Genomic DNA, 26,344 nt, shown 5'->3' on the forward strand with positions numbered 1-26,344 from the left:
TAGGATTGCGAAGCGATATCGGGCCGATTTCCATTGTGCATTCAAAAAAAGACCAACGACATGCTCGATTACCGAACCGCAATCCTGATCCCCGTCCTCGCGACGCCGATCATGGCGCAGGCGCAGACCTCCGTAACCCTGTACGGGATTCTCGACGAAGGCGTGCAGATCAACACCAATGCCCGACGGGTCGTGGGCGGGGTCAATGTCGGTGGCCGGCAGGTGGGCCTCGATGCCACGAGCGGCCTGAACGGCAGCCGGTGGGGCCTGCACGGCACCGAAGACCTGGGCAGTGGCATGAAGGCGGTGTTCACGCTCGAATCGGGCATCAACCTCAACACCGGGCAATTCGGCCAGGGCGGCACCGCGTTCGGCCGGCAGGCGTTCGTCGGAATCGGCAGCAGCCGTTACGGCACGGTGACACTGGGGCGCCAGTACGACATGGTAGTCACGGCGGCCGCGCCCGCCGCGAGCGTGGGCTATGTCGCCGGGCCGACCTTCTTTTCGCATCCAGGCGACATGGACAATCTCACGAATTCGCTGCGCACCAACAATGCGATCAAATACTTGAGCCCGACCGTGAGCGGCTTCTCGTTCGGCGCCACGTGGAGCCTGGGCGGCGTGCCGGGCAACGTCACCGGCGGAGGCGGCTACTCGGCCGGCGTCACCTATGCACAGGGGCCGCTGAACGTCGGCGCGGGCTACGTCTATTTCAAGAATCCTACCAGTACGACAGCCGGCGCGGGCCTGTTTACCGACAACGCCAGCGGCGCGACCTCGCTGTCGGGCCTACTGAACAGCAACTATGCGACGGCGAGCGCCTATCAGGACGCGGTGGCCGCGGTGAACTACACGGTCGGCAACGCCACCCTCGGACTGAACTGGTCGAACGTGCAATACGGCAATATCGCCGCGCTGAGCGGTGCAACCGCGCACTTCAACATCGTGGATGCCGGCCTGAAATGGCGATTCTCGCCCACGCTGCTGGGTGGCGTGGCCTACAGCTACACGAAGGGCAGCGACCTCGTTTCGGGTGGCCGGCACTACAACAACCAACATTTCAACCAGCTCTCGATGCTGCTCGATTACTTACTCTCGAAGCGAACCGACGTGTATGTCGTGGCGGCCCTGCAAAAGGCATCGGGCGTCGGTTCGACGGGCGCGCGGGCGGTGGCCGATATCGGCAACATCGGCGATTCGTCGAACGATCGGCAGGCGCTGTTCCGGATCGCGATGCGCCACAAGTTCTGACGGCGGGGGCACCCCACGCCAGCCCGCATTCACTCAGGGCGCGGCGCTGGCCGAGAACGCCTCGAGCATCCAGTCGCGCAGCTTGCGCAGGGCCGCGCTGGTGTCGAAGCGCTCCGGGGTGTAGCAGAGGTAGTGGCCGTGACGGTGTGGACTGGCCAGCGGCGTCTAGCATTCCCTGGGCAGTCCATTGCGCCAGTTCCTGAACCTGAGCGCGCCCTTACTCGTAGGCTGGCGTGATGCAGGCGGTCAATAGATGTCCGTCGACAGCGATATACGTGTTGCGCCCATGCTTGCGCTTGTAGCCGTCGTATCCTGCGCGCGGACCGCTCTCTCATGTGGACTGACGCGTGTGCCTATCGAAGATGACCGTGCTGGACTGGTCCTGACGCGCTTGCGCGACTCGAATGATCAAGCGTAGATTGTCGGTTAGCCGATTTCGTCGATAACGAGCAGCTTCGGTCCAATAACAGCTCGATTGGAAAATTCGCGCAACCGATTCTGCTGCCGCACCGTCGCCAGTTGCATAATCAAGTCTACGGCAGTAAAGAACCGCGCCTTGATTCCGACCGGTGTCGCCCGATAGGCCAGCGCGCCCGCGATGCGCGTCTACCAACACCAGACGCCCCTCGCTATCCATCGTTCAGCTATTAGCGGCTCGACGCCGACGTACCTTGCATCATGGCTTCATCGTCAGTTCATCGACTTTAATCCATCGAAGCAAGTGCTTTCCCGAAGAATTGATGTAATCCACATAGGCCCAACCCGTAGGCGACTGCTTCAATACTATCACCCGGTCGTTTTGGACAAGATAAGCTCGCGTCGCGCTGGCGTCATCCGGCGCAGAATACAGGGTGGCACGCGGCGCCGAGATGCCGGCTGTGCTATGTCCTATACCATCGCCTGGAAGCAACGTGCCGGAATTCGTCTTTAAGAGCGCAATATCGATCAAATGCGCAGCGAACTTCGCTCCCGAAGCATGAAGGGCAGCTGAAATATTTTGATAGGCTTCGTTGTTATCCGGTGACGGTGGATCGCAACGCAACAAATTGTCCGCCCCGGAATTCTCGCGTATTACCAAGCTGGCCAGCTGCCCAGCAGCAATGTAGTGCTGTGTGTCTCGCGCACTGGGACGATCGTTTTTCAGCATCTGACTGGTTTGAAAATCGCTACCCCATTGCTCAGATTGCTTTGCTTGCCAACCCGCGCCGCAAATCTCGCCCGATTGATCCGCAGTGATGCAGCCGGTTTTGATTTCAATTGCAGAGCAATATTCCCGACTCAGTGAGGAGTTGGGTTGATCCTGCCCGGTCGAGACCGAGCCCGTTTCGATTCTTCCAACGATCACATATCGACCGGATGGCGCAATCAAACTCACGCTCGGAGGCTCCATGATCGAATCACTTTGCTTTGACTCCCCGGCTCGCGGTAGGAGACCAAACGGGGCGCCATTCGCGAGGTGAAATACCGCATGTTGCCATGCGTGCCCTTCCGACGATGCTTGCGGATACGAGGCCTTGCTATAGACGATCGCAGCGCCGTTGGGTAACGCGAAACGAAACTCGGACGAGGGATCAGCGGCGTGCACCGGTATCGGTGTGCCGGCGCCAAGCAGTCCGACGATAGCACCGGTAGTACAGGCCCGATGGACGCGCGCAACAAACAAATTAATTTTACGGGACATCACATTTTTTTCATGAACTTTAGAATTTTTGGTGTTCAATTCGGCATCCCCAAATTTTGGACCAGGCTGGTATATCGTGCCGGAGCGACCATCACGCCATTGACCTTTGCCGTCGTACGAGAAGGGCCGTATCGAAGCTGGCGCGAGCGCAGCCGACGTCCGCTGAAACTGTCGGCGGATAGTGCGCTGTACTAGCCCGTTTATCATTATCAGGTGTGTCGACGCTGGTCGCCTCGCCAGATTGCTGCCACACATCAGCCGGATGTACCCAAACAATGCCGAGCAGCGCGTGAGCCATGAAACGATCTACGCTGCCATTTATACGCATCTTCGTGGCGGGCTGAAGCAGGCGATGATCGAAGCGCCTCGTCAGGAAAAGCCCACGCGTGGTACGACAAGTAAGACGCTGGCGCGCAAAAGCTTCTTGCCAGAGGAACTGCGCATCATCCACCGCCCCGAGGACATCGAGACGCGCAAATTGCCCGGCCATTGAGAGGGCGATCTGACGCCGTGCGAGTTTTGGCTCGCACACATTGAAGCCGGAAATCTCCAAGCCTAGACGCTCGGCTAGTCGGGGGGAGGTCACCCGGTGGGTCCGGAGATCATTCCGACGCCGGTCCAGCCTACGCAAGCCCCGGAACCCGATGCTTACCTCGGTAACGCGATGGCCAGCGAGATGATGACGGTGCACACGCTGCATCAACGTCAAGGTCAGGCGCCGGGCATGAAGGCGGCCGACGCGGCCGGCGGCATCGACGGTGCAGCCTGGGCGCGCGTGGAAGGCAACACTGCGAGCTACGGCGGCGGCGGACGCGACCTGTCCACCAACACCTACCTCGTGCATGCGGGCAGCGACGTGTTTCGCTTCAAGCTCGGCAACGAAGGCAGCGTTCGCGTCGGTGCGATGGCGATGTACGGCAACAGCAACGTCTGGAGCAAGCGCGAGATGTGGAATCCGCTGACGAACTCGATGGCCGATTCAACGGCGAACGGGCATGTCGACGGCTACAACGTCGGCGTGTACGGCACCTGGTACGGCAACAAGGACATCCTGACCGGGCCGTATGTCGATACCTGGTTCATGTACGGCAAGTACAACAACACCGTGGGCGGCAGCCTTGCCACGGACTCCTACGGTTCGCGCACGCTGACGGGCTCGATCGAGGCAGGGTATTCAATGCCGCTGTACCTGAGCGGCACCACGCAGCTCTACATCGAACCGGAAGCGCAGGTGGTGTACTCGAACTACAGCGCCGACGCACACAGCGCGCCGGCTGGCGAGATCGGCCGACAGAACTCGAACAACGTGCTGACGCGTCTGGGTGTCCGTCTCCATGGTGTGGACACGCGAGGCAAAATCGAAATGCGTCCGTTCGTGGAAGCCAACTGGTGGCATGGCACCGGCTCGCAGTCGGTGAACATCAGTGGCAACACGTTCAGCCTCGACACACCGCGTGACAGGATGGAGTTGAAGGTGGGCCTGCAAGGCCAGTTCGGCAAGCACTGGTCCGGTTCGATCGCGGTGGGCGGGCAGACGAGCTTCGGCCACTACACCTCGATGAGTGGTCAGATCGCCACGAAGTACAGCTGGAAGTAAGATCGCGAGCAGGTTGTCGATGAGGTGAACGCCGGGCTGCCGAAAGGTAGCCCGGCGTTCACGCATCGGGCACCGACGCACGCCGCATGCCAATCACCCTCGACCGCTCAGTGGCCGGGTGCCCGACGCCAGCGGCGCCAGGCGATATGCCCACCGTTCGTGCGCGCGCGTCACACGTCTTTCGGCCGTGCGTTCGGTGCGCCGGCGAGCAGCTGCAGGCGCCTCGAGCGATCTGCCCGTCCGGCCGCACGTATCCTGCCGGCCGCGGCGCGCGGCGTGTCGCTCACGCTCGTCCAATCGTGCTGCCACCACGATACGACGTCCGCAGCTTCATGTCCAGGTTGTGTTAGCAGTTCTAAGCTTCGCGGCCGCTAGCATTAACTCGTACTCTTCAACGATTTCTGCGCGGCTTCCAGCGTGTCTTGCACTATTTTTCGGTCGCGTTGGGCGAGACCCTCAATCGAGTGAAGGCGCCCGCTTGAAAACCACGCTGCCTCTTCAGTGCCACCAACCATGCAGCCTTGGAGGTTCTCCATCACCTTTTCACTGTTGGACGAAGGATGCTCCAGCGCTATCGCGCTGCAGAATTCCGCTGCCCATTGGATGGCATATTTTTCTTTGTCTTTGTCCATTCGTTCGCCATACTCGAGTTCCACAGTGAACTTGTACGCACTCCAGACCCTTCGCGCAGAAGAATTTGGAATATTGCTGGCGATAGAAAAAAGCGAGGCTGCACGATATTCACTTTGACCGGAGCCATCTCGTGCGAACTGAATCTTTGAGAGCCATGCGCTCCAGACCGCAGCGATGAGTTCATCACTCGTGCCCGCTGTTTCGAGCATACCGATGACGACCGCGCTGATGTGATCGAGCATCTGAGCATAATCCTTATCGGGCCACCAAACTGCGCGAGAAAGAACGGTGAACAGTTCGTTTTCCTCAAGCTTTTGGGCGACCTGTCGAAGCGAGCCGCTAGAGAGAGATTCTCCGGCAAGCGGCGCGAGAAACACGTCAACTGGGACTAGAACCCCGACGTGCCACGTGCAAAGCTGCGCGATAGCCTGGCACACGGTTTCGATGGGCAACGCCTTGGATTCTGTGGCCCATCGGAGCAAATCGAGTGTGCAGAACGAATCGACGGCGCCTATCGATCTCTTGAATGTGAGTCTCAGCAGCTCGTCGTCTATACATAGGCTGTAGCCGGAGCGACATAGTGCTTCCGCTTCCTTTACGAGATGCAGAGGGTGAAGGCGACCGGACTGTATCTGGATTTCAACGCGCGGCTGTTCAATGCACGCTATATTCGCGCGAATGAAGGTCAAGATGCGCTTGGCAGACTGGGTTCCCCTGGCAGATTCCAGACCACTGCCTGCGAGCTGAGACAGATACGAAAGCGTGAATTGTCCGACGGCGACCTTGTCCCAAACGCGAAGCACAACATCTAGCAGGTTGAGGCTGTCTAGAACCATGAGCGCAGTTAAATCAAGCGCGGGGGGCATTGACGCTTGGCGAGCCGGTGGGTTTTCATCCGGCACAATTTGCATCGTGAGCAAGAATTGGCGCTGGTCGGCGGACACCTTCTTACTCACTTCCCACAATGTCAGTGGGTCACCAATGTAATGTAAGGCATATCCAGGCCGGGTGATGTAGGGAATAGGCAGTTTGCCATCCCTCAGTTCGCGCTCGCGCCGGAGAAATTCCCTGCTCCTTGCCCGCCAGTCTCCCAAGATGGGTTCAAGACTTTTGAGAAGCTCTTCCCCCTTGGCGTTCTCGGGCGTGCGGATGACAGCGAATTGCTTCGAATCTGGGAAGGAAACGGTGTAGGCATTGCTCCGAACAGTAAACTCTGCAGCCATGTCCTCAGGAAGTCTGACGCCGCGGGCAACCGCAGAGTGAGCTAGGATGCTGAGGTACAGTGCTTCTTGCTCGGCGTCGTCTTGATCAACTGTCGCAGCGAAGTCGCGCAGAAGCTCGATATATTCATCCTCCGGTACATCGGACTCACCCGCAATAATGAGATGCAAGCGTTTGAGTTCTACGATGTCGGCGGCATTCCGAGCCCGCTCGAGCAAGCTGGTGATGGCTAACTTGGCTGAGTCAAACATCGATAGCCGGAGACAGACGCCGAGATAGTGGTGCAGCAACTCGCTAGCGGCATCTGATGCCGAGATGCCCGCTTCAAATAGCTCCAGTGCGGCGGCAGTGTTTCCGGATCTGTCCAGTGCGATGGCTCGCATGGCCAGCAAACCTGACAACGAACCAAAGCGGTCAAGCGCGGACTCTGTCTCGCGTAGAGCATTTGCCCAACGTTGCAGCGTGAGAAGAGCTCGCACGGTCTTTTGAGTGTCGTCTAAGCCTAATGACTGGGACGTCCTCAACGAGGATGCGACTTGCAACAAGGTCTCAGCTTCGTCTGGCCGATACGGATTCAGATGCGAAATTAAATTCTGCGCAATGAGCTCGCAGTCAGGAAATTCGTTTCGAAGGCTCTTGAGTGACGTCTTCCACTGTTCGACGTCGTTGCCTCTTCGCTGCGCGTCAATTGCGCCCCGGAAAAAAGCTGCATACTCGGTCCACTTCGGATTCGAGGATAGCTCTGCAAGCAGGTTCTTCGACACTAAAGGTCGATTGCACCTGGCCGCTGCCGCCGCACCCATCCCTAGTGCGACTGGCACCATCCGGTTGGACTTCTTAATTTCACTCAGATGGTCTTCGGTCAGCGTCGCGCATTCGCTGAATTCCTCCGCCTGACTGAGTAGCCCCACTCGTCGGGCCAAATTAACGGGGGTTGGCGGCAGGCGCTTGTTTGCTATCAATGCCTCATCCGCACGCCCGAGGGCCATGCAGAGCGTCTCATGAGCCCGCTGCACTTCCTCGGACCATGGGAGCGCATCTGCTGCGCTCGCCATGGCAGGAAGCAGTGCTTTGCCATGTCCCAGGGTCAACGCCACACTCGCTATCAGATCGGCGAAGAGGTCACCGCTAATCGGCCAATTGAGCGACGCGAGGATGGGGAGGGCCTCAGATATGTCAGCCCATGCTTTTTTGAGCAACGAGACATCGATGCCTGGAACGCCATAAAGGGGAAGCTCGGCTTCGTCTGGAACTGGGCCAATTGCTTCGTACCAGTAGCAACGCGCTCGCAGGATTAGAAGCAGAGCCCGGTCACGTTGCTTAATGTCATCTAACTCGAGGGCGAGAGTAGCTGCATTTACCGCATCGTCATACTTGGTATTGTGGACCAATAATACGATAGTCGGAGTGGCTCGATCAGCAGGCGAGAGCAGTTGCAATTGCTCATCGGATGCAGCCGTTTCTCCGGAAAGCGCCAGGAGTTTTGCACGCAGCGTGATTGCGACGACAGAATTTCTTCCCTCCAGACGGGAAATCAAAGAAGCGACGATGGGGGGAGCCTCACTTGCTTGCGCCGCGACGTGTGCTTCGATGGCAGAAACCAGGTAGATGTCACGTTCTGCAAATAAGTTATGTGCCTGCTCGAATTTGTCTTCAGCTTCGGAAAATAGCGCTTTACGACTGAGGAGTCTGCCGTGCAGAAATAAATATTCGGCGTGCTCCTCATTGCTCAACCCCGTTGTGCTCACTTTCCCATGAAGGTCTGCGGCTCTATCCCAAGAGCCATGGCGCATGTTCTCAGCGATTTCAAGCAGAGCCTGAACAGCGGTTCCCTGGGCTGGTGCTGGCCAGATTTCCGGTTGGTCGATTAGGGCAGCAGCGAGAATTGGTCGGCTGGACAGAGAGGATTCCAGAAGCTGAAGTGGTTCTACTGAATACGGCCCGTTCACGACCGACTCAGCTAATATCTCGCTTAGGCTCGTCGCTGTTCGAATGCGCGTAGCATGCGACTGCAGATACTGCGTCAGATCCGTCTCGGGGGTAAGCTGATTTACAGCAGGCAAATGGATTGAGTAGGTGTCTTGCTGCTGTCCGCTGGCAAATTGCTTATTAAATTTTTCTGGCAAAGCTTCGTTGACCCAAACGAAATACGTTTCGCCTTCGAATGGTCGTGGCAGAGTTTCGGGGACGACGCAAACAACCAGAAGAGTTGGCTCCGGAGTGTTCGAATACATATTTAGCGTCGACGCATCGAGAGGAAACGACAGCGTGTCTCCGCCCGCTATCCACTTCGGAACAGTAGTGCCCTTCAACTGGGCTCGAAAAGTGTATTTGACAACATCGCCGTCTTTTACCTGAACCTGATAATCAAATCCAAAATCCGTGTCGCCAGCGAGGTCAGTTTCTATCCATGACGAAGGCTTTGCATTATTGAACACACTTCTCGCGTAACGTCCAATTTCCTTGGACTGCCCTTCCATTGGGAATTTTTCCGAGTCTGAAGTCAATTGCACCGCCTTGCTTTCGAAGAGATGACCATTTTACGCGCTCACCGTGCGGTCAGATACCGTGCCGAAGAATCATTTGCATGGTGCCACTTGGGAAGCTTACAGGGGGTAGGAAGGGGCGGCCTCAAGAATCAAGTGCAACGGTTCATTAATTTTTGGGCAACCAGCTCGCTCTCCATAGCTTCCGCCGGTGTTTTCCAATCCAGTGTTTGCCTCGGCCGGCCGTTCATCAATTTGGCGATGTCATTGAGTTGCGTCTGCGTCACGCCTGACAGATCAGCTCCCTTGGGCAGAAACTGTCTGAGCAAGCCGTTGGTGTTTTCATCACTGCCGCGCTGCCACGGCGCGTAAGGATCCGCGAACCAAATGTCCAGTTTCAGCCGCTCGGCCAGTTCGCGATGACAGGCCATCTCCTAGCCACGATCGTAGGTCAGGCTTTCACGCATGAACGCCGGCATCTTCTTCAACGGACGGCTGAACCTTTCCAGCGCGTCTTGGGCCGTGCAGCCGCGCAAGCGACCGACCAAACTGCACGCTGACAAAGGGTATGACTCGTTGCAGGAGCTATCTGAGACAGCGCGGCATCAAGGCCCGTATTGCTCGCCGCGGTGTCGAAAGTCGCGAGCGGCTCGAGCGGCATCGTTGGGTAGTCGAGCGCACGCATGCCTGGTTCGCCGGATTCGACAAGCTTCGAATTCGCTTCGAGCGGCGCCTCGATATTCATGCCGCCTTGCTCGTCCTGGCTGCCGCTGTCATCTGCGCGAGGTTCGTAGATGACTTGTGTTAGCGACCCTTAACCTGTGCAGGCTTGGCTGGGTCAGTACAAAACCACCACCGCCTTCTCAAAATTCCGCCCGTCCACCGTACACCACTTTCGACGATAGCTCTCAATGTAGTTCAGAAAGGCAAGAAACTCCTGATGTCGATGGCGCGGTTTGCACTGCGCGATGACTTCTCCTGTTGCGGCATTGAGCGCAGCGAACAAGGTCGTGGTGCCATGCCGTACGTAATCATGCGTCACGCCCTCGAGGTACCCCAATCCCATCGGCAACATCGGCTGGATACGCTCCATCGCCTGGCACTGGCTCCTCTCGTCGACGCACAGCACCAGGGCGTTGGTCGGCGGGCTCATGTACAGCCCGACAATATCGCGCACCTTCTCGACGAAGTACGGGTCAGTAGAAAGCTTAAAGGTCTTCGAGCAATGAGGTTGCACTCCGAACAGCGACAGATAGCGCGCCACCGAACTCTTCGAAATTCCGGTCTGTGCAGCAGCAGAACACACACTCCAGTGCGTCGCCCCATCCGTCTGTATCGATCACCTCGGAAACGGGTTGACAAGATCTCCGGATTTGACCCAACCAGTTACAACCTTGCCTTGATTCTTGGAGTTGTCGTAGGGATTCACATATCGAACGAGGGAGTAGTCCAGGCGACTATCTATCAAGACAACACTATCCCTCGTCGTCAAGTAGCCTTTCCTCGGAATAAATTCGCCATTCCTCATATCGTGAAGAATTGTTTTTCTTTCAACCAATCGAATGCCAAGCGCGGAAATCTTTTTTTCCACATGATAACTAAATCCAATAGAGTTATTCGGCGTTGCCAGGAAAGATCCTGCGGCATTCTCGCAACCAGCTTGCCCTGATTTTGTCCGAACCATCCATTCATCCTCATCTCGATAAAGACTGGCGGCAATATCAAAACCCTTGTTTCGCCCCTTGTAATAAAAAATCTTGCCTCCAGGCACGAAGGTCGATAGCCCGGTGTTGCTATATCCATCGATCTCATTCAATCCGGAACTTCCGTCTTCGTAAAAAAAGAACGAGCATGAGAATCTTGGATCTCGCGCATCATAAAATCCGTAAACCTTACCCCCATCTTGATATGCAACAAAATTTGGCTCATCAAAGAGCATTGCCTCCCCCGCAAAGGAAGCATTGCAAATGCTCGCCAAAAAAAATAAAAATGCGATTTTATTTAAATTCACGATAATATTTATCCAAATTTGTAGCATAATCAGGATTGGAGCTCTCCCAGCCTCCCCCGTTGTACGAACTCGCAACAGCTCGCCAGTCATGCGTCTTCAGCCCATCAACGGCAGCAGATTTCACATTCTTCATAAATAAAATAAATATCTCCGCCTGCGCATCTGTTCCAGAGATAAATTTATTTGCAAAATCAATCGCGGATGAACATCCGCATGAGGCGTAATAATCCCCCATTATCTGAAATCCCCCCCATGAGCACGATCTCAGCGCAACATCAAGATCCAGGCTTGCGGCGCGAATCATACGTTCGTATTGATGAAGTCCATCTGGGCCGTACCCGCCCCGCTGAGGAAAGCAGATATCAGGAAAGTTGGGATATGGATTTTCTATCTTTTTCTTCTTGTGCGTCGCGGATTTTCCTTTTTTGCTTGCATCCGGCTTCTCCTTGCCCTTTTCCTCCTTTTCTTTTTGCCTCAACTTTTCTACAGATATATTAAAAAAGTAGTGCCTCTCATAGAGAATCTGCGGCAATCCGTTTTCCATGAATGGATGCCCTCCCGACTCTTGTTGAACAATTGCCTTTACTGCCGCCACCTCGACCCCCAACTCCGTCGCGATATGCTTATATTGATCCTCGGAAAACAACGCGGGCGACGGATAGTTCAGCCGTGATCCCAGCACGCCGAAAGACACTGTTTTCGGATTGCCGGTGTCGACCACCTTGTAGTGATGGCTGATGGTTATTTTTGTTGTCTTTTTATGAGTTTTCGGGTTTTCAACAATTTCCTTGTTGCGCGCTGGAAAGTCCTTCTTGACCTGACCTTGTTCGGTAACCTTCTGGATCCACCCGATGTATTGCCCAAAATCCTTGACCAACCTCTCGATCGTCATGACCTCTCCGTCCTTCACGACGGGGAGGTCGAGATTCTGTTCGAGTTCGTCCTTCGCGGTCAGCTGAGTGGTTGCGTCCACATGGTATTCCGGGCTGACAATCGTGAATGCACTAATGTCCTTGCTGGGCTTAACCGTAGCCTTCAGCACGTATTCCCCACGCTTGTTCTTGACAAATACGTCCACCGGCTGATTGCGCGCAATATTCGTGATGGTTACCGAGAATCCATCCTTGTCGGTCGTTGCCTCAAACATGTTGTTTGCGACCAGCGAAGCATCAGGCGATGCGGCAGGTTGTCCGGTTGCAGACGGGGAGGCAGCAACCGTGCCGGGATTCGAATCTGATTTCACGGGCGCTACTGCCGGCGCCGATGCGGCGGCCGCCGTACTGGCGGAAGATCCAGGCTGGGCAGGCGCGGCTCCGGGCGAAGCAGAATTGGGTGTGGGTGCAGCAGGCTGCACATCCAACGTCGAATCGGGCCCCGTAATCCATTTTGGAGCAGGCGGGGTTCCTTGCCCTACCTTCAGTTGTATCGAAAGTCCTTCGATCGGCTTGCGCAGCACGTCACGGAAAAGAAACGTTGCTTCCACAAATGGAGCAGGAGGCGCCTTGGGGGCAGCTGCCTTTTTGCTGTTCGAGTGTGCCACTTGTATTCCCATTAAATCCGGATGCAATTGATATCGAGACGATTACGCTTCTAATTGATCGCTGCTGTCGTCGTCAACTTGCTGGTCGTCCAGGTCCTCATGATCATAAGAATCCTCGACCGCCCCCCAATCTCCGCTGCCAATCTCGCACTTCACCTTGGTGGCCTGGGCCGTCTGCACCACGGCGGTTTCGCCATTCGCCAACGTCCCCTGCTGCTGAATCGTGCCATCTGGCATGTAGATGCGGTAAGCCTGCGAACTCAGCTTCCTGCCAATGCCAAGATTTTCGATGACGGACGAGACATCGAAGGTTTGCGAGTACAGATGGTCCGGATTCTGGACGATCTTGCTGGCGGGCAATGACGGAAGCGAATACGGCATGCTCGTCGGCCCGCTGAACGTATGTCCGGCCCCCTTGATGTCGATTTTCCCTGGTGCGTGAATCTCGATATCGCCGCCCCTGATGCGAATGTAGGCGCCGCCCGACGTCAGCAGGATCTCCTGCTTCGCGGCAACCTGGATCAAATCCGTTGCCGACAGAATTTTCACCGTCTTCTGTGCGGTCAGTTCGAGATTGTCCGACTGCGCCTGAATCTCCACCTTGCCCTTGGCAGCGAACAGCTTCATGCCCGCGTTCTGCACGAACAGACTCAGCCTCTCGCCGATGCTGGCGATCAGCGACTTGCCCGCCGCCACATGCGTGCTCTGCCCGCTCACCAGATTGACGTGCTGCGACGCCGACACGTGCACCGACTGCTGCGACGACAGCCCAATCGCGGCCGGGCTGCCGAACACCATCACCGGCTGCTGGAACGCGTTCGCGCTGCCAGTGCCGCCGCCCGCCGTGTTGCCGCCCGATGCGGTCGCGCCGGTCACGGTGTGCTGCGTCGCGTCGGTCAGCGCGCGCATCGCGTCGTGCGCATCCTGCAGGCTTTCGGCCTGGTGCTGCGCACTCATGTCCGACAGCGATTCGACGAGGCTCTCGGCATTGACGAGCTGCTGCTGCGTTTCCTTGATGTCGAGCGGCTGAGTGTTCGCCGCCTTAGGATAGGTCGTAACGTACAAGCCACGGCTAGCACGTACGGCCCCATAAGCATCGCTTCGCAAGTCGAACCCGCTGCCCAGGTAGCTACCGCGCGTATTTTCGCTCTGGTCGATCAGGTAGCCCAAGTGCAGCATGCTATTCGCGCTGCTGCTCATCAACTGGACTCGGTTCTGGCCTGTCGCGTCGTCCATCACCATCTGGTTGTAACCGCTGCCACCGTATTCCTTGGAGCGATGACCCGAAAGAATCCCGTTACTATGCCATTGTGGCTTGACCTTACCGTTGTACACGCGATGCAAGACTATCGGCCTATCGCAATCTCCTCCGAGATAGCCGATCAAGACCTCTTCTCCCACGCGCGGTATATGGACGCCACCATACCCGCCCCCCGTATCGGACTGCGCGACGCGCACCCAGCATGAGGCACGCTCGTCGCCTTCGTTCAGGCGGTCCCAGACGAACTGCACCTTCACTCGATTTAGCTCGTCGGTATAGACCTCCTCGCCGCTCGGCCCGACGACAATTGCTGTCTCCAGGTGCATCTCGGGTTTCTTGTGCTGAAACGGGCTACGGTAGGGAACTATGGTGCGCTGCGCTTCGATTTCGACTAGATAGAACCCCGCTGAGCCGTCGTCATGTTTGATTGACACGCCCGAATACTCGGCCTGCGCTTGCGCCAAGCTGGCCTGTAAACTATGCGGAAAGCGGGTCTCTTGATCCGACAGCGGCAGGTTGTTCTCGATGTAGCGCCAGACCTTGATCGCCGCGAATTCGCGCTGTCCTGCTGGATCGTGGTCGTGCTCAGGATGACCGCTCAGTTCGAACCGCAAACCTGCGTCGATGCCGCGCACGCCACCCGCTCCGGTGAAACGCTTGGCACGTGATTCCCATTCTTCCAGATGTACCTTGGAAAGATGCTCGCCTCGATCATGTTTGGGATAGGTGTAAGCGCCCGTATATTCGTAGACCTCCGTCTGCTCCGGCAGATTGCCCTGTCCCGCCACGGTCGGCAGGGTAGTACCTTTAGGATTGGCAATGGACGAAGGTGCTTTGTAATCGAACGTGCGCGTCGTATGCGTCGAACTCTGCAATGTCCGCGAACCCGACCACTGCGTGAATGCGTCCGCTTCGCTACCCGTGCCGGATCTGTAAAACTCAATAGGATTGGGCGCGATCTCATCAAGCGAATGAACGTCGTCGGTGACGATCAGCGTATGCGACTTGCCGTCCTTGCTCTGCCTCCAGAAGCCGAACAGCCCTTCTTCCTCCATCAGACGATGCGCAAAGCTCCAGTCTGATTCGCTCTGACGGCAATACGAACGCGATGGAAGCGGCTTTGACAGCACAAACTGGAATTTTCCGCTTGCCTGCGGATGGGCATTGAAGACGTCGGTAAGGATCGCATCGACACTTCGATCCTGCCAATATCGCATATCGCGCCGGAATTTCAGGAAGTGCATCCACGAAGCGAAAGCCAATTGATAGCTGGCTTGACTGCCCTCTGCCCCGAGTCGGCGAGCCGTATGAATATAGCCGTTGATCGGCAAGTAGGACTTGTCCACCTGCTGAATCCACAGCGTCATCGGCTGCGCAATCAGCGATTTCAGTTCAATGTCGCTCGCCGCCGATACCATATCGAGCGTGACACCGAAGTCTCGGCCAAGCTCGGAAAAGGTCACGGCACGGCGTGGGACGAGCGCGTTGTCGGGCAACGATGGAATGTCCGTCTTCACCAGACGATCTTGTTGGATCAGGCCGCCCCGGAGCGCCTGAATCAAATCGGTCAAGTTCATGTACTACCCGGTTCTTGTTGATGTGCGCCCGAAGGGCTATCTCTCATCGGGGCGGCCGCCCCCTTACGTGTGCTGGCGAGGATAACTACTAGGGCCGATCGTGGCTACCCTCTGGGAGTCGAAAGCTGCCATGGCCCGCTGCAAGCGATTACAACAGCGAACCGGCTATCGACACTTGCCTCTATGATATTTCAATCAGCGGCGACTAGAACGTGTGCGATTAGTACGGGAGAGCATTCGGCGCGAGTTTTTAATAAAATCGCATCACAGAAAGAAAAAATCCAGCGAGAGATTGACAGAGAAGCCTGCCGGGTCTTTGAAAATTGGACCATCCGAGAAGACATCGGCAAATACTGGTCCAACACCTAAAATTATATCAGACCACGACATCTGAAAATTCTGGATCGGCGACCACTGACCATTTCGAAATGGACGACAATGCTCGCCCTGTAAAAATCAACAGGATCAGTCGTCGTTGCATTTAATCAGCGGAACAAAAATCTTTTCCTCTTCCTTTCGATCTAGTTTTTTTCACTTACATATCACTTTCCTGAGCAAAGCCAAATACGGCTGCTCCGCTGCTGCCTTCACGCGTCGGCGCACCTCGTTCAGGAGTTTTTCATGCACCTCTCTCTCGCAATTGCCATCGGTAGCTCACTGGCTGCAGTGCTCATCGCGGTCGTTCTCACGCTGCTTATGAGGCGCTGGCGCCGTCCAGGCCCGCCAAACCTGCCGCACCCCAGCGTCTCGGCTTCATCCCCAATCGCACTCCAACAAGTCGGTCCACCCGACCACGATTGGGACGTCTTCCCCCCTACTCCGGCTTACTCGATGCGCACTGCACCGCGCCAGCCATCGTCACGCGGTGGAACCGACCACCCGTTCTCGCAATCCCCTCGTTCTTTCGTCGACGATGTCGACTCGCACGAAATGCACGCTGCACGGCATCTCGATGATTTCGACGACAGCGACAACGAGCCGTTCGTCCCAGCGCGCCGCTCGGCCGTCGAGCGAAATCCTCAACATGCTGGTTCCGAGGCTGAGGCCGCCGACTACTTCTCGTATGCGCCACCTTGCGCAAGAGAGGCCTCCCCCTCGTTCCTCGATACGCATCACTGCCCGCACTGCGGCTCATCGCGTGTCGAAACGCTCAACATCGGCCGTAAAGCTGGCACCACGATCGGCAGTGTCGCGGGCGCCACCAGCGGTGTCGCCATGGCCCTGTCCGGCGCAGAAGCTGGCGCGACTGTCGGCGCAATCGGCGGCCCGATCGGCGCCGTGTTCGGTGGCCTGACTGGCGCTGTGCTCGCTGGCCTGCTCGGCAGTGCAGCAGGCTCTGTCGCCGGTTCCACGATCGGCGGCGCACTCGACGACAACTTCCTGGACAACTACCGGTGCCTGTCGTGCGGACAGTCCTTCGGCGCGCAGTACCACTAATCGCGGCGCTCGCCGCGATTGTTCTCGCAGTCCGCGTTTTCCGATTCCCCTTCATTCAATCGAACCTGCCCGGCATCAGCCGGGCGTTATGCCATCTCTATCGAACAGGAGTTTTCCATGCATCTCGTACAGACCATGGCCTACGTGGGCCAAGAACCGTGGCACGGCCTGGGCAACCGCCTCGTCGCCAATCAACCGCTCGAAGTCTGGGCCGATCGCGCCGGCATGAACTGGACGATCGAGTCGTCCGAGGTCCGCTTCGTGACGGGCGCAGCCGGTATCGGGGCGATTCACGCGTTTCCCGATCAAAAGGTGCTGTATCGCTCCGACAACAAGATGCCGCTCTCGGTCGTTTCCGCGCGATACCAGGTTGTGCAGCCCCGCGAGATCCTCGAGTTCTATCGGGATCTGACCGAGATCGGCGGCTTCGAGCTCGAGACGGCGGGCGTGCTGAAGGAAGGCCGCAAGCTCTGGGCACTCGCCAAGACCGGACACACAGGCGCGCTCAAGGGCAAGGACAAGATCGGCGGCTATCTGCTGCTCGCCACCGCCTGTGACGGCACGCTAGCCACGACTGCGCAATTCACCTCGGTGCGCGTGGTCTGCAACAACACCCTCCAGATCGCGCTCGGCGATAGCACCGGCGTCGTCAAGGTTCCCCACCGTTCGCAGTTCGATGCGCAAGCGGTCAAACGCCAGCTCGGTATCGCGGTGTCGTCGTGGGACGCATTCATGGTCCGCACCAAGGCGCTCTCCGAACGCAGGCTCACCGACTCCACAGCGGAGGCATTCCTGCGGCGCGTGTTGACCTACTCGACGGCCAACACCTCGGATCGCGAAACCGTGGCGGTCAACGAGCGAGCCATCAAGGCAGTCGGCCAGTTGTACGCAGGCCGCGGCAAGGGCGCCGAGCTGGCATCGGCATCCGGCACTGCGTGGGGCTTGCTCAATGCCGTTACCGAGTACGTCGATCACCACCGACGCGCACGTAGCGGCGATCACCGTCTCGACGCGGCCTGGTTCGGCGCCGGCGCCACGCTCAAGCAAAAGGCCTGGGATGAAGCGCTCAAGCTGGTCGTGTAGCGCATCCCGTTTCCACCATCTCAGCCCGGTCAGGTTTCGCCTGCCGGGCTTTTTTAATTCTAGGAGGCTCCATGGCTGCAATTCAACCTGACGATCCACGCAAGCGTCGCTCTGCGCTGCGGCTCGTCAAAACGCAGGACTTGAGCCGGGATGATTGGCTCGCGGTTCGTCGTACCGGTATCGGTGGTTCCGATGCCGCGGCCGCCGTCGGTCTCAACCCCTACATGAGCGCACTGGAGCTTTGGCTCGACAAGACCGGGCGAGCTGAAGGAATGGCCCGCCCCGATCCCGCCGACACGACGGCCCCGACGTACTGGGGGACGTTGCTCGAACCCATCGTCGCCGCCGTCTACACGCAGCAAACCGGTAACAAGGTCCGCAAGGTCAACGCTGTGCTTCGGCATTCCACGATCCCGTGGATGCTCGCCAACATCGACCGTGAGGTCGTCGGCGCTCCCAGTGTTCAGATTCTGGAATGCAAGACCGCTGGCGAATTCGGCGCTCGGCTCTGGCGGGAAGGCGTGCCCGAATACGTACAGGTCCAGGTTCAGCATCAGCTCGCCGTCACCGGCAAGGCAGCCGCTCATGTTGCCGTGCTGTTGTGCGGACAAGCCCTCGAAGTCCATCGCATCGAGCGTGACGACGCGTTGATCGGACGGTTGATCGAGCTCGAAGCGCGTTTCTGGCAGTTCGTGGAGTCCGATACGCCGCCGCCGGCAGATGGATCGGAATCAGCCGATCGCGCACTACGCCATCTGTACCCAGGCAACGGCGAAGCGATCGACTTCAGCAGCGATCGCGGTTTGTCGTCCGTGTTCGCCGATCTCGTCGCTGTGCGCGCCGAAATCGAGGCGCGCCAGAAGCTCGAGGCGCAGCTCAAGCAAACGCTTCAGCAAGCGATGGGCGAAGCCACGAGAGCGATGTTCGAGACCGGCTCGGTGTCGTTCAAGCGCAGCCGGGATTCGTCGTCGATCGATCTTGATCGGTTGCTGGCCGATCACCCGGCTCTTCAACAGCAGTACGTCATATCGAAGCCGGGCTCCCGACGTTTTCTCGTGTCCTCGTGAAAACAGTGCGCCATCTCAACTACCTAGCAGTTCTCCTACCCCTTCTCTACAGGTTCATCATGCTCAAAGGTCTCGCAGTGACGCCGCCCGTCATCGGGCGTATCTCCATCGGACGCATCGTTGAAAAGAACGGCAAACGTCTTCCCGAGAAAGACGACCAATTTACCCTGACCACCCAAGTGCAGCAGCGCGGCGAGTGGATGCTGCACCCGCTCAACGAAAGCCTGCGCAAGGCAACACAAGGCAAGCTCCGCGCCATACCCGTTCGGATGCTGTTCAATGACCCGGATCTGAACCTGCGCGCCGACTACTCGTTGTTTGATCGCGATACCGGCCGCCCGGTATGCGTCGGCAACGGCGAGACATGTCGGCGTGCAACGGATGCCGGCATCGAAACCCTCACTTGCCCGTCGCCTGACGGCTGCCTGTTCGGACGCCAGGGCGGTTGCAAGCCTTATGCGCGGTTGAACGTGCTCATCGGTGACGACGATGAGATGGGTTCGTTTATTTTGCGCACCACGTCCTATAACAGCATTCGGACGCTAGCGGCTCGGCTGCACTATTTCCGCGCTCTGTCTGGCGACCTGCTCGCTTGCCTGCAACTGGAACTGAAGCTACGCGGTAAGTCGACCACGCAAAGCTACCGCGCGGCGATCTACTACGTCGACCTCGGAGTTCGCTCCGGCAGCACGCTGGAAGACGCGCTCGTGCAGGCAAAAGAGTTGGACACGCGGCGCCGAGCGGCTGGATTCGACCAGGCGGCGCTCGATGCCGCGGCCAAACTCGGATTCGCCAATGGCGCATTCGAAGACAGCCCGGACGAGCGCGCCGCCGTGGCCGAGGAGTTCTTCTCGGGGAATCCCGCGATTTTCGAGACCGACGGGAATGCGCCCGCCAACGCGCCCAGCACATTGCGCGGCAAGTTGGAGCACAAAGCCGCCCTGCTGAACGGTAAAGCCGCATGAACGTTCAGCGCTGGGCGCTCATGCTGGCGATCCTGGCGACGTCCACCGCGCTCAGCCTTTCTGTTCTAGCCGGCTGGCAGCGCGGTGGCACACTCCCGGAAAGGCTCACCTGGATTGCGATCGGCGTGGTGCTCGTCATCAGCGCGCATCTGCTGCCGGCGTTGATCCGGGGCGTGTCGGTTCCTGCGCGCATAGTAGGCAGTCTGCTCTGGGCCGCCTGTCTGGCTGCTGCGTGTTACGGTCACGCGGAGTTCTTCGCGTTTGCCCAGTTGCATGCCGGGGAACAACGTGCTGCGACGGTAGCATCGGCGCCGACCGTAACGGGAGGACGTAGTCTCGTTACCGTCATGGAGGAGCGCGCCGCCGTAACGGCTCAACTCGCCGCGGCCAACGCACGTTACTGCGCGGGCAACTGCGTGACGCTGGATGGGCGTCGGGCCACGCTCGCAGCGAAGATCGAGGCGCTGGATGCCGAAGCCGACAGCATCCGTCGTCAACAGGTCGCGATGGATCAAACCGTATCGCGGCGCGACATGTTACTCGTCGATCCCATCACGTCGCGACTCGCCGCGTTACTCGGCACCACCAACGCGCGTATCGATTTGCTGACGAGCTTGGCATTTGCAGCGGTGCTTGAAGGCGTGGCTTGCGTGTTGTGGACGACGACGATACGACCTTCGGTGTCGCACTCCCTCTCTGCCAATCAGGGGGACGCCAATTCTGTCGTCATGGCGACGGATCTGAATCAATCAGGAGCTTCCGTCACTTCGGTGGCCTCTGCGCGCGAGACCGTTAGTAGCAACGACGCCCCTCCGCCTATTCAGCCAGCAGCCCTGTCACCACACGTCGAATCGACCAACGACACGCTGGTTCAGTTGCGCCGAGATATTGCGGCCGGCCTGTTACGCCCGACCGTAGCGGACATTCGTATCCATCTTGCCTGTTCGCAAGCGCGTGCCTTGGCATTACGACGCGAGCTTGCACAGCACAACTTGACGACATAGGAGCCGGGCCTCGCGCCCGGCTTTTTGTTATCCACCCCAACTTCTCTTCTCACTGCTCATGAAACATGGACTCTACCGACCTCGTCAAAAGCATCAGCATCGCGAACCTCGCCAATCAACGCGTCGCCGTCGTCGATCGCGTGCGCGCCGCCCTCGACCTGCTGGACGAAGCCCAGCAGCTTGCCAAGTCGGCGCACCTTGGCTTCCCTCGGCTCGTGCTCGATGAAAGCTACGGCTGCCGTGGGCGCCCGACCATCACGGGAGAATATGCAAAACGCGATGAGGCAGAAGCTGCAGTCGTGCGAATCATCGACATCCGCGGCTGGGATTACCTACTGAAGGAATCGGGGCTACGTACTTTTATGGACGCTCAGGCCCGCGAACAGTGGAGCCGGCAGATTGCTGAAGGCGATGTACCCGAGCTGACGGCCGCGAATATCGAAGCCACGTTCACGCAGCTCTATGGCGCGCGAGGCGACATGTTCGAACGCGGCGTGCTCCAGTGCTTCCGGCGGCTCTCGTGGAACTACAAGACCAACCAGCCGTTCAAGTTTAGCAAGCGCATCATCGTGAAGTACCTGCTGTTGCAGGGGAGCACCAATCACCGTGTCACCGACGAACTGGATGACCTGCTCCGCGTGTTCAGCGTGCTCGATGCCCAACCCGAACCGGACCACCGACACGGGATCTACAGCCTCATCTCAGATGCGCAGCGAACGCGGCAGATGGAAGCCGAGAACGACTACTTCCACCTGCGCTGGTTTAAGAACGGGAACGGACACTTGACCTTCAAGCGCCCTAACCTGGTCAGTGCCATGAACCAGATCCTCGCGAAGCACCATCCGAACGCCCTTGCCTCGGAAGCGCGGTAGCTGGCACGCGTCACGTCGAACTCCCTATCCATTCAACGACATCGGTATCCGCTTTGCCCGGAGGCCGGTGCTCGTCTATTTCCTGGAAGTCGCAATGAATCAATCCCTAACGCATCATGCCGGCCCGCGCTTCAAGCTCGGGCGAATCGTCGCCACACCCGCCGCCCTGCAGGCGTGCAAGAACTCGTCAGCGATCATGTTTGATTTGTTGCTGCGTCACTTGCGCGGCGACTGGGGCGACCTCCCCGAGTCGGATCGTCAACAGAACGAGCATGCCCTCGAGGCTGGGTTAGTGCTCCTGTCCAGCTACACGCTACCGGGCGGACAAGTCGTATGGGTCATCACGGAGTGGGATCGCTCGATCACCACGCTGCTGTTACCGAGCGACTACTAATACAAACTCGGTGCTCAGGTCGCACCGCAAGCAGTGAGCGCCGCCTACGCCAAATCAATTGCCTTTCCGACCTTGCTTCGCGGCGGATTTGCTAGAGCGGCGCGCTGGGGCATCAAGCAAAGCCAGCGCGTCATCAACGATGCGCTCAACCAACTCCTGCTGCGCAGATGAAAGATTGACCAACTTTCCTTGGATTCTCATCGCCCGGTCCAAGGGGGCAGCGCCTGCTGAGTCAAACAGGTCGGAGAGGCGACATTGCAACTTGTCCGCAATGCCAGCGAGGCGCTCGAGACTGGGGACAAGAACGCCCCTCTCAATTCTAGATAGCGACGATTGCTCTATCTGAATCAGCTCGGAAAACGCCTCCTGTGTCAGTCCAAGCGATTTCCGACGGGCAGCAATTGCCACGCCGATCGACCGCGTGAGCTGTTCCATGTTGGTCAAGCTTGATGCCCTCCTCGTTAGTCGAGGAAGTGTCTGTTCTTCGCACTATGTCAAGAAGGGCCTCATATGGAATAATATTCGGCATAGAGAATATTATTCGGCGGCCTCGTACCTCCCGTCGTTGGCTGTATGCAAGTTGACGCCTCACGCGGAGTAGACGTCTGCTCACCGTTCCCTGCATTCACATCAGCAACGCCGAAATATAGATCGGCAATTTATTCCGATCGAGGTCAATCCATCTTGCCGTGGCCTCGAGGGATGGCTAGCCAGATTTCCTATGTGTTCAGCACGCGCGGGCTCCGAACCGCCCGCATTCCTACAGGTAGATAAAAATGAAATTCATCGCGTATCCGAGGTTGACCAAACTCACCGTGGCCGTATCTGTCGCAACAGCACTTGCCGCCTGCGGCGGCGGTGGCGACTCCGCCCCCGCATCATCATCCACGGGCAGCACCGGCACGCCCTCGACCCAGCCCACCGCCGCACTCACCGGGAAAGCCATCGATGGCTACCTAGTCGGCGCGACGGTCTGCCTGGATCTGAACGGTAACGGCACCTGCGACGCCGGCGAGCCGAGCGCTACCACTGACTCGAGTGGTCAGTTCTCCATCCCGTACAGCGGCGACGCAACGGGTAAGACGCTACTGGTTCAAGTCACGACGACGACGAATGACTTGGCGCGCCCGACTGGCTTCCAGTTTCCGGCGTCATTCACGCTCTCTCAGGTGGTGCAGAGCGCCGGCACGCAGGTCATCAGCCCGCTCACCTCGCTGGTTGCAGCTCAGATGCAGGCAGGCCTGAGCCGCGCTCAAGCGATAGCCGCTGTGCAAGCCCTGGTTGGCGGAAGCGTCGATCCGAACGCCGATTACGTCGCTGCCCAGGACGCCACGACCACGACGCTCGCGCAACAGGTGGTGGACAAGCTCGGCACGTTTGCCGCGAACGGGGCGGTAAGCGCCGACACCGTGCGCAATGCGCTAAATGCGATGGTTGTGAAAGGCAGCGTGAGCACGATCACGTCGGCCGATGTCGCGACTCAGGCCGCCAAGCCTGTCTACCAAATTGCTGACGCTTCTCAGGTGCTCTCGCAGCCGACGTACAGCTTCGTGGACTTCCTCGTATCGTTCTTCGGTGGCTCCGACTCGACGCCTGGCTCCACCAACCAGGCGTTGGTGCGAAACGTGCGCCAAGTCGTCACTGGCGCTCTCCAGACGACCGCTCAGGAAAACCTGCCGGTCGGTAGCTCGACCTGGACCAACGTCCAGCTCGGCGCCTACAACGGTGGCAAGTACGACGGCCTCACCGGCTCATACGTGCTCAAGGCCGATGGTTCGTGGTCGAACTTCATCACGGAGACGCAACGTCTCGCGCCCCTCCCGCTTTCGACTACGGGTACGACGTTGTCGGGTACCGATCCGACGTCGGGCATCGCGTTCACCTACGAGCTTCGGTCGGTCGACTTGTCCGGGCAACCGCTGGCAACGGCGGCACCCGTCGCGTCGAGCTTTTACGACTTCGCCGATGCACCTCAGTTGACCGGCGCCACATTCCCCGCGGGAACGACCGGGTACCTGGGAATTCAGAGCTATGCGTCAGATCGCATTGAGCTGCCTGTGTCGGTACCGATGTGTGACAACGCGACCGTTCAGAACGGTGCCGTGTGCGGCTCGTACTCCGCGTACCTGGATGGCAGCACCATCGTCATGACCTCGGGTAACGCGACTACGACGTACACGTCCGTTCAGCAAGCCGTCGGCCTCACCCTGCAAGGCTGGAACGTCGGCATCCCGGCGCTCACGCTCTCCGCTAACCAAACCGCATCCATCAACGGCGTAGCTGCGACGTGGGCGATCGATGCGTCCAACCCGAACGTGCTGATCCTCGACGTGCCGGCCACTAGCATTGCTGGGCTGGCCGCAAGCAGCAGCCGGCTGCGACCGCTCGTGCTTGGGGCGAAGTTGGTGGTGGCGCTGCGTCAGGGACACCTGCAGATCGGCTGGCTGTATCCGACCTCGTTCGCTGACAAGGCAATCCAGTTTTCGTCCGGCCTGCCGGCATCGCTCACGAGTGCGCTGAACGCCGTGATTACCGCTGCTCAGTAAGTCCAGATCTCGACAGATCTTTTTACCTCGCGCCCGTAGCTCTCTCCTACGTGGCTCTGTGCGCCGACCGAGCATCACGCCCGGTCGGCTTTTTTATTTCATCCGTTTTCCGCGCACCTCGATCAACATCTTCTACCCACCGACCATGAATTTCCATCTCACTCGCGCAACCAGGCTCGGCATCGCAATCACGACGACCTGCGTCATGCTTTCGGCATGCGGCAACCACGTTCTTGACTATCGGAACGCCCAGATCGTTGACGGAAAGATCTATGCTGGCGATGCCAACACGCCGTTCAACGGCAAAGTGACTCACGTTCCGTACAGCGTGGTGTTCAATTCGCAACAGGGCATGGATCGCATGCTCTCGATGCTCGACACGGGCAACGGTCTCGCCCTGTATCAAACGCTCTGCGACGTGTCGATCAAAGACGGCCGACTGGACGGCGACACGACATGTAACGCCGCCGCGTCGGACATCGTGCGCATCAGCACGGCGTTCGACGACGGTGCGCTCTCCGGCGACATGAAGATCTACAGCCAGGACGGCAAGATCGCCATCGTGACTGCCAAGTTCAAGCAAGGCCTGCCCGACGGTCAGACAGAACAGGTGCTTCCCTCGACGGAGAAAACGATCCGCTCCTTGAATTGGAGCGCCGGCAAGCTGGATGGCGAATCGAAAGTTTGGGATCCGAAAACGGGAGAACTGACCATCGACGCGAACTATAGCCAGGGCATCCTGAACGGCGACTACTACAACCGAGCTGGTCGCCCTGGCCAAGAGCCCTTCATCACCCAGGGCACCTACGACAACGGCAAGTTCACGGGTACAAAAACCACGTCCTATCCGGACGACGAATACACCTACGACATCCGTACCGAAGTGAAGTACGCCGATGACGTGGTGCAGAATCAGGACGACCTCGATCGCATGAATCAATTCGGACGCCAAGTCGCCGACTGTGTGCACCAGTCGGCTTATCCGCTCGCACAAGAAAAAGGCCGTATCTCCCTGCTTCAGGAAGAGCAAAAGGAGCTTGTGGCGCAATGCAAGGCGCGTATGTCTGGTGGAAGCAATGCCAGCACGGGCGATGAGTCGATTTTGGCCTCGGCTGGAGGCGAGGATAAGGCAGCGAGTGCATACCTCGACTCACTTCATGCCAATCAGGCTAGCAACTCTACGGCCTCGAGTACGGCAAGCGGCCCCACCAGCGCGCTAGCGCCGTCGTCTTCGCCAACCCAAGCTACCAGCAGCTCTCAGCAGGCTCCGTCGAAGGCTGAGAAGCGATGCGGGTGGATCGAGAACGACCTTCCAGGCGGAAATCTGACGCTACGTGATCGAGACGGTGTGTGGGGCATCTCAACGGCCGCAGGGGTCGCAGCAGGAATCGATCAAATGCCAGCCACCGAAAAAGGAGACACGTGCGGTTGCCTATCCGTTGCGACGGACAAAGCCAGTAAGCGGATCACGCGGGTGTTTGGCGGCAAGGCCATCGCGAACTCGATCTGCCACGCTGACAAGAGCTTGAACTGAGCGGCAAGGGGTATTCTCGATCGCCCGTAGCCGGCCAAGCGAGGACATGTGCAGGAGCATGTCCTCGCATTTTCTTTTTTGACCAGCCTTCTTGAACTCGACCCAAGACGCTTAGCCGCATCGAATCCATCGATCTCAGCGTCCGTTTCCGACTGCGGATTCAACCCGTTGCTGCCATTCGGGT

18 protein-coding genes and 5 pseudogenes are annotated in these 26,344 nt (G+C 58.4%); 13 read left to right on the forward strand and 10 right to left on the reverse strand.

Annotated elements, in window-relative coordinates; all coding sequences use genetic code 11:
* Positions 1-33: 33 nt before the first annotated feature.
* Positions 34-1,251 (forward strand): porin, encoded by a 1,218-nt coding sequence (locus ACYP33_RS04305; RefSeq protein WP_459619931.1) that lies wholly within the window; start codon positions 34-36, stop codon positions 1,249-1,251.
* Between the two features lie 220 nt (positions 1,252-1,471).
* Here the strand turns inward: ACYP33_RS04305 and ACYP33_RS04310 are convergent.
* The 3 genes and pseudogenes from ACYP33_RS04310 to ACYP33_RS04320 all read right to left on the reverse strand — a co-directional run.
* Positions 1,472-1,669, reverse strand: a pseudogene (locus ACYP33_RS04310) (IS5/IS1182 family transposase); the annotation flags it as partial.
* Positions 1,670-1,677: 8 nt separating this feature from the next.
* The gene (locus tag ACYP33_RS04315) at positions 1,678-1,851 is read right to left on the reverse strand and encodes an ATP-binding protein (RefSeq protein ID WP_459620171.1); all 174 of its coding nucleotides are present in this window, start codon (positions 1,849-1,851) and stop codon (positions 1,678-1,680) included.
* Between the two features lie 76 nt (positions 1,852-1,927).
* A complete protein-coding gene (locus tag ACYP33_RS04320; RefSeq protein WP_459619933.1) occupies positions 1,928-2,971 on the reverse strand; it encodes a hypothetical protein in 1,044 nt (347 codons plus the stop codon).
* Positions 2,972-3,088: 117 nt separating this feature from the next.
* On the opposite strand from ACYP33_RS04320, the pseudogene ACYP33_RS04325 reads away from it, so the two are divergent.
* Together ACYP33_RS04325 and ACYP33_RS04330 are read left to right on the forward strand one after the other, a co-directional pair.
* A pseudogene (locus tag ACYP33_RS04325) lies at positions 3,089-3,422 on the forward strand (IS30 family transposase); the annotation flags it as partial.
* A gap of 99 nt (positions 3,423-3,521) precedes the next feature.
* Positions 3,522-4,529 carry an autotransporter family protein gene (locus ACYP33_RS04330; protein ID WP_459619935.1) on the forward strand — a complete coding sequence of 336 codons (1,008 nt, stop codon included), beginning with the start codon at positions 3,522-3,524 and terminating at the stop codon, positions 4,527-4,529.
* Positions 4,530-4,906: 377 nt separating this feature from the next.
* Here ACYP33_RS04330 and ACYP33_RS04335 read toward each other — a convergent pair whose 3' ends face one another.
* Positions 4,907-8,863 carry a DUF4365 domain-containing protein gene (locus ACYP33_RS04335; protein ID WP_459619937.1) on the reverse strand — a complete coding sequence of 1,319 codons (3,957 nt, stop codon included), beginning with the start codon at positions 8,861-8,863 and terminating at the stop codon, positions 4,907-4,909.
* 158 nt (positions 8,864-9,021) lie between these two features.
* A pseudogene (locus ACYP33_RS04340) lies at positions 9,022-9,408 on the reverse strand (IS30 family transposase); the annotation flags it as partial.
* Between ACYP33_RS04340 and ACYP33_RS04345 the strand changes: the two are divergent.
* A pseudogene (locus ACYP33_RS04345) lies at positions 9,395-9,677 on the forward strand (transposase); the annotation flags it as partial. The pseudogenes ACYP33_RS04340 and ACYP33_RS04345 overlap by 14 nt on opposite strands.
* A gap of 99 nt (positions 9,678-9,776) precedes the next feature.
* Here ACYP33_RS04345 and ACYP33_RS04350 read toward each other — a convergent pair.
* The 4 genes and pseudogenes from ACYP33_RS04350 to ACYP33_RS04365 all read right to left on the reverse strand — a co-directional run.
* Positions 9,777-10,196: pseudogene (locus ACYP33_RS04350) on the reverse strand (transposase); the annotation flags it as partial.
* 12 nt (positions 10,197-10,208) lie between these two features.
* The gene (locus ACYP33_RS04355) at positions 10,209-10,880 is read right to left on the reverse strand and encodes a hypothetical protein (protein ID WP_459619939.1); all 672 of its coding nucleotides are present in this window, start codon (positions 10,878-10,880) and stop codon (positions 10,209-10,211) included.
* Complete coding sequence (locus ACYP33_RS04360; RefSeq protein ID WP_459619941.1) at positions 10,867-12,420, reverse strand: N-acetylmuramidase family protein; 1,554 nt, start codon at positions 12,418-12,420, stop codon at positions 10,867-10,869. The genes ACYP33_RS04355 and ACYP33_RS04360 overlap by 14 nt, the downstream gene beginning before the upstream one ends.
* A 42-nt stretch (positions 12,421-12,462) precedes the next feature.
* The gene (locus tag ACYP33_RS04365; RefSeq protein WP_459619943.1) at positions 12,463-15,258 is read right to left on the reverse strand and encodes a type VI secretion system Vgr family protein; all 2,796 of its coding nucleotides are present in this window, start codon (positions 15,256-15,258) and stop codon (positions 12,463-12,465) included.
* 831 nt (positions 15,259-16,089) lie between these two features.
* Between ACYP33_RS04365 and ACYP33_RS04370 the strand changes: the two genes are divergently transcribed.
* The 7 genes from ACYP33_RS04370 (at position 16,090) to ACYP33_RS04400 (ending at position 22,080) form a co-directional block, all read left to right on the forward strand.
* Positions 16,090-16,695: a hypothetical protein gene (locus tag ACYP33_RS04370; protein ID WP_459619944.1), complete on the forward strand. Its 606-nt coding sequence runs from the start codon at positions 16,090-16,092 to the stop codon at positions 16,693-16,695.
* 117 nt (positions 16,696-16,812) lie between these two features.
* Complete coding sequence (locus ACYP33_RS04375; RefSeq protein WP_459619946.1) at positions 16,813-17,778, forward strand: DUF932 domain-containing protein; 966 nt, start codon at positions 16,813-16,815, stop codon at positions 17,776-17,778.
* A gap of 71 nt (positions 17,779-17,849) precedes the next feature.
* Complete coding sequence (locus ACYP33_RS04380; RefSeq protein WP_459619948.1) at positions 17,850-18,845, forward strand: YqaJ viral recombinase family nuclease; 996 nt, start codon at positions 17,850-17,852, stop codon at positions 18,843-18,845.
* A gap of 59 nt (positions 18,846-18,904) precedes the next feature.
* Positions 18,905-19,810 (forward strand): recombination directionality factor, encoded by a 906-nt coding sequence (locus tag ACYP33_RS04385; protein WP_459619950.1) that lies wholly within the window; start codon positions 18,905-18,907, stop codon positions 19,808-19,810.
* On the forward strand, positions 19,807-20,814 hold the full coding sequence (locus ACYP33_RS04390; protein WP_459619952.1) for a hypothetical protein: 1,008 nt from the start codon (positions 19,807-19,809) through the stop codon (positions 20,812-20,814). Before ACYP33_RS04385 ends, ACYP33_RS04390 begins: the two co-directional genes overlap by 4 nt.
* 65 nt (positions 20,815-20,879) lie before the next feature.
* The gene (locus tag ACYP33_RS04395; protein ID WP_459619954.1) at positions 20,880-21,686 is read left to right on the forward strand and encodes a DUF4942 domain-containing protein; all 807 of its coding nucleotides are present in this window, start codon (positions 20,880-20,882) and stop codon (positions 21,684-21,686) included.
* Between the two features lie 94 nt (positions 21,687-21,780).
* Positions 21,781-22,080 carry a hypothetical protein gene (locus ACYP33_RS04400; protein WP_459619956.1) on the forward strand — a complete coding sequence of 100 codons (300 nt, stop codon included), beginning with the start codon at positions 21,781-21,783 and terminating at the stop codon, positions 22,078-22,080.
* A 54-nt stretch (positions 22,081-22,134) separates the two neighbouring features.
* Here ACYP33_RS04400 and ACYP33_RS04405 read toward each other — a convergent pair whose 3' ends face one another.
* Positions 22,135-22,515 carry a helix-turn-helix domain-containing protein gene (locus ACYP33_RS04405; RefSeq protein ID WP_459620173.1) on the reverse strand — a complete coding sequence of 127 codons (381 nt, stop codon included), beginning with the start codon at positions 22,513-22,515 and terminating at the stop codon, positions 22,135-22,137.
* A 341-nt stretch (positions 22,516-22,856) separates the two neighbouring features.
* Between ACYP33_RS04405 and ACYP33_RS04410 the strand changes: the two genes are divergently transcribed.
* A complete protein-coding gene (locus tag ACYP33_RS04410) occupies positions 22,857-24,626 on the forward strand; it encodes a hypothetical protein (protein WP_459619958.1) in 1,770 nt (589 codons plus the stop codon).
* 145 nt (positions 24,627-24,771) lie between these two features.
* The gene (locus tag ACYP33_RS04415; RefSeq protein WP_459619960.1) at positions 24,772-26,160 is read left to right on the forward strand and encodes a DUF4087 domain-containing protein; all 1,389 of its coding nucleotides are present in this window, start codon (positions 24,772-24,774) and stop codon (positions 26,158-26,160) included.
* Positions 26,161-26,344: the final 184 nt, after the last annotated feature.

The organism is Burkholderia sp. 3C (assembly GCF_054589155.1).

Bases quoted from the DNA above. Each gene is read 5' to 3' on its own strand.
- ACYP33_RS04395 (WP_459619954.1), top strand. From the start codon at position 20,880: ATGGACTCTACCGACCTCGTCAAAAGCATCAGCATCGCGAACCTCGCC.
- ACYP33_RS04390 (WP_459619952.1), top strand. From the start codon at position 19,807: ATGAACGTTCAGCGCTGGGCGCTCATGCTGGCGATCCTGGCGACGTCC.
- ACYP33_RS04400 (WP_459619956.1), top strand. From the start codon at position 21,781: ATGAATCAATCCCTAACGCATCATGCCGGCCCGCGCTTCAAGCTCGGG.
- ACYP33_RS04410 (WP_459619958.1), top strand. From the start codon at position 22,857: ATGAAATTCATCGCGTATCCGAGGTTGACCAAACTCACCGTGGCCGTA.
- ACYP33_RS04370 (WP_459619944.1), top strand. From the start codon at position 16,090: ATGCGCACTGCACCGCGCCAGCCATCGTCACGCGGTGGAACCGACCAC.
- ACYP33_RS04385 (WP_459619950.1), top strand. From the start codon at position 18,905: ATGCTCAAAGGTCTCGCAGTGACGCCGCCCGTCATCGGGCGTATCTCC.
- ACYP33_RS04365 (WP_459619943.1), bottom strand. From the start codon at position 15,258: ATGAACTTGACCGATTTGATTCAGGCGCTCCGGGGCGGCCTGATCCAA.
- ACYP33_RS04415 (WP_459619960.1), top strand. From the start codon at position 24,772: ATGAATTTCCATCTCACTCGCGCAACCAGGCTCGGCATCGCAATCACG.
- ACYP33_RS04380 (WP_459619948.1), top strand. From the start codon at position 17,850: ATGGCTGCAATTCAACCTGACGATCCACGCAAGCGTCGCTCTGCGCTG.
- ACYP33_RS04335 (WP_459619937.1), bottom strand. From the start codon at position 8,863: ATGGAAGGGCAGTCCAAGGAAATTGGACGTTACGCGAGAAGTGTGTTC.
- ACYP33_RS04375 (WP_459619946.1), top strand. From the start codon at position 16,813: ATGCATCTCGTACAGACCATGGCCTACGTGGGCCAAGAACCGTGGCAC.
- ACYP33_RS04405 (WP_459620173.1), bottom strand. From the start codon at position 22,515: ATGGAACAGCTCACGCGGTCGATCGGCGTGGCAATTGCTGCCCGTCGG.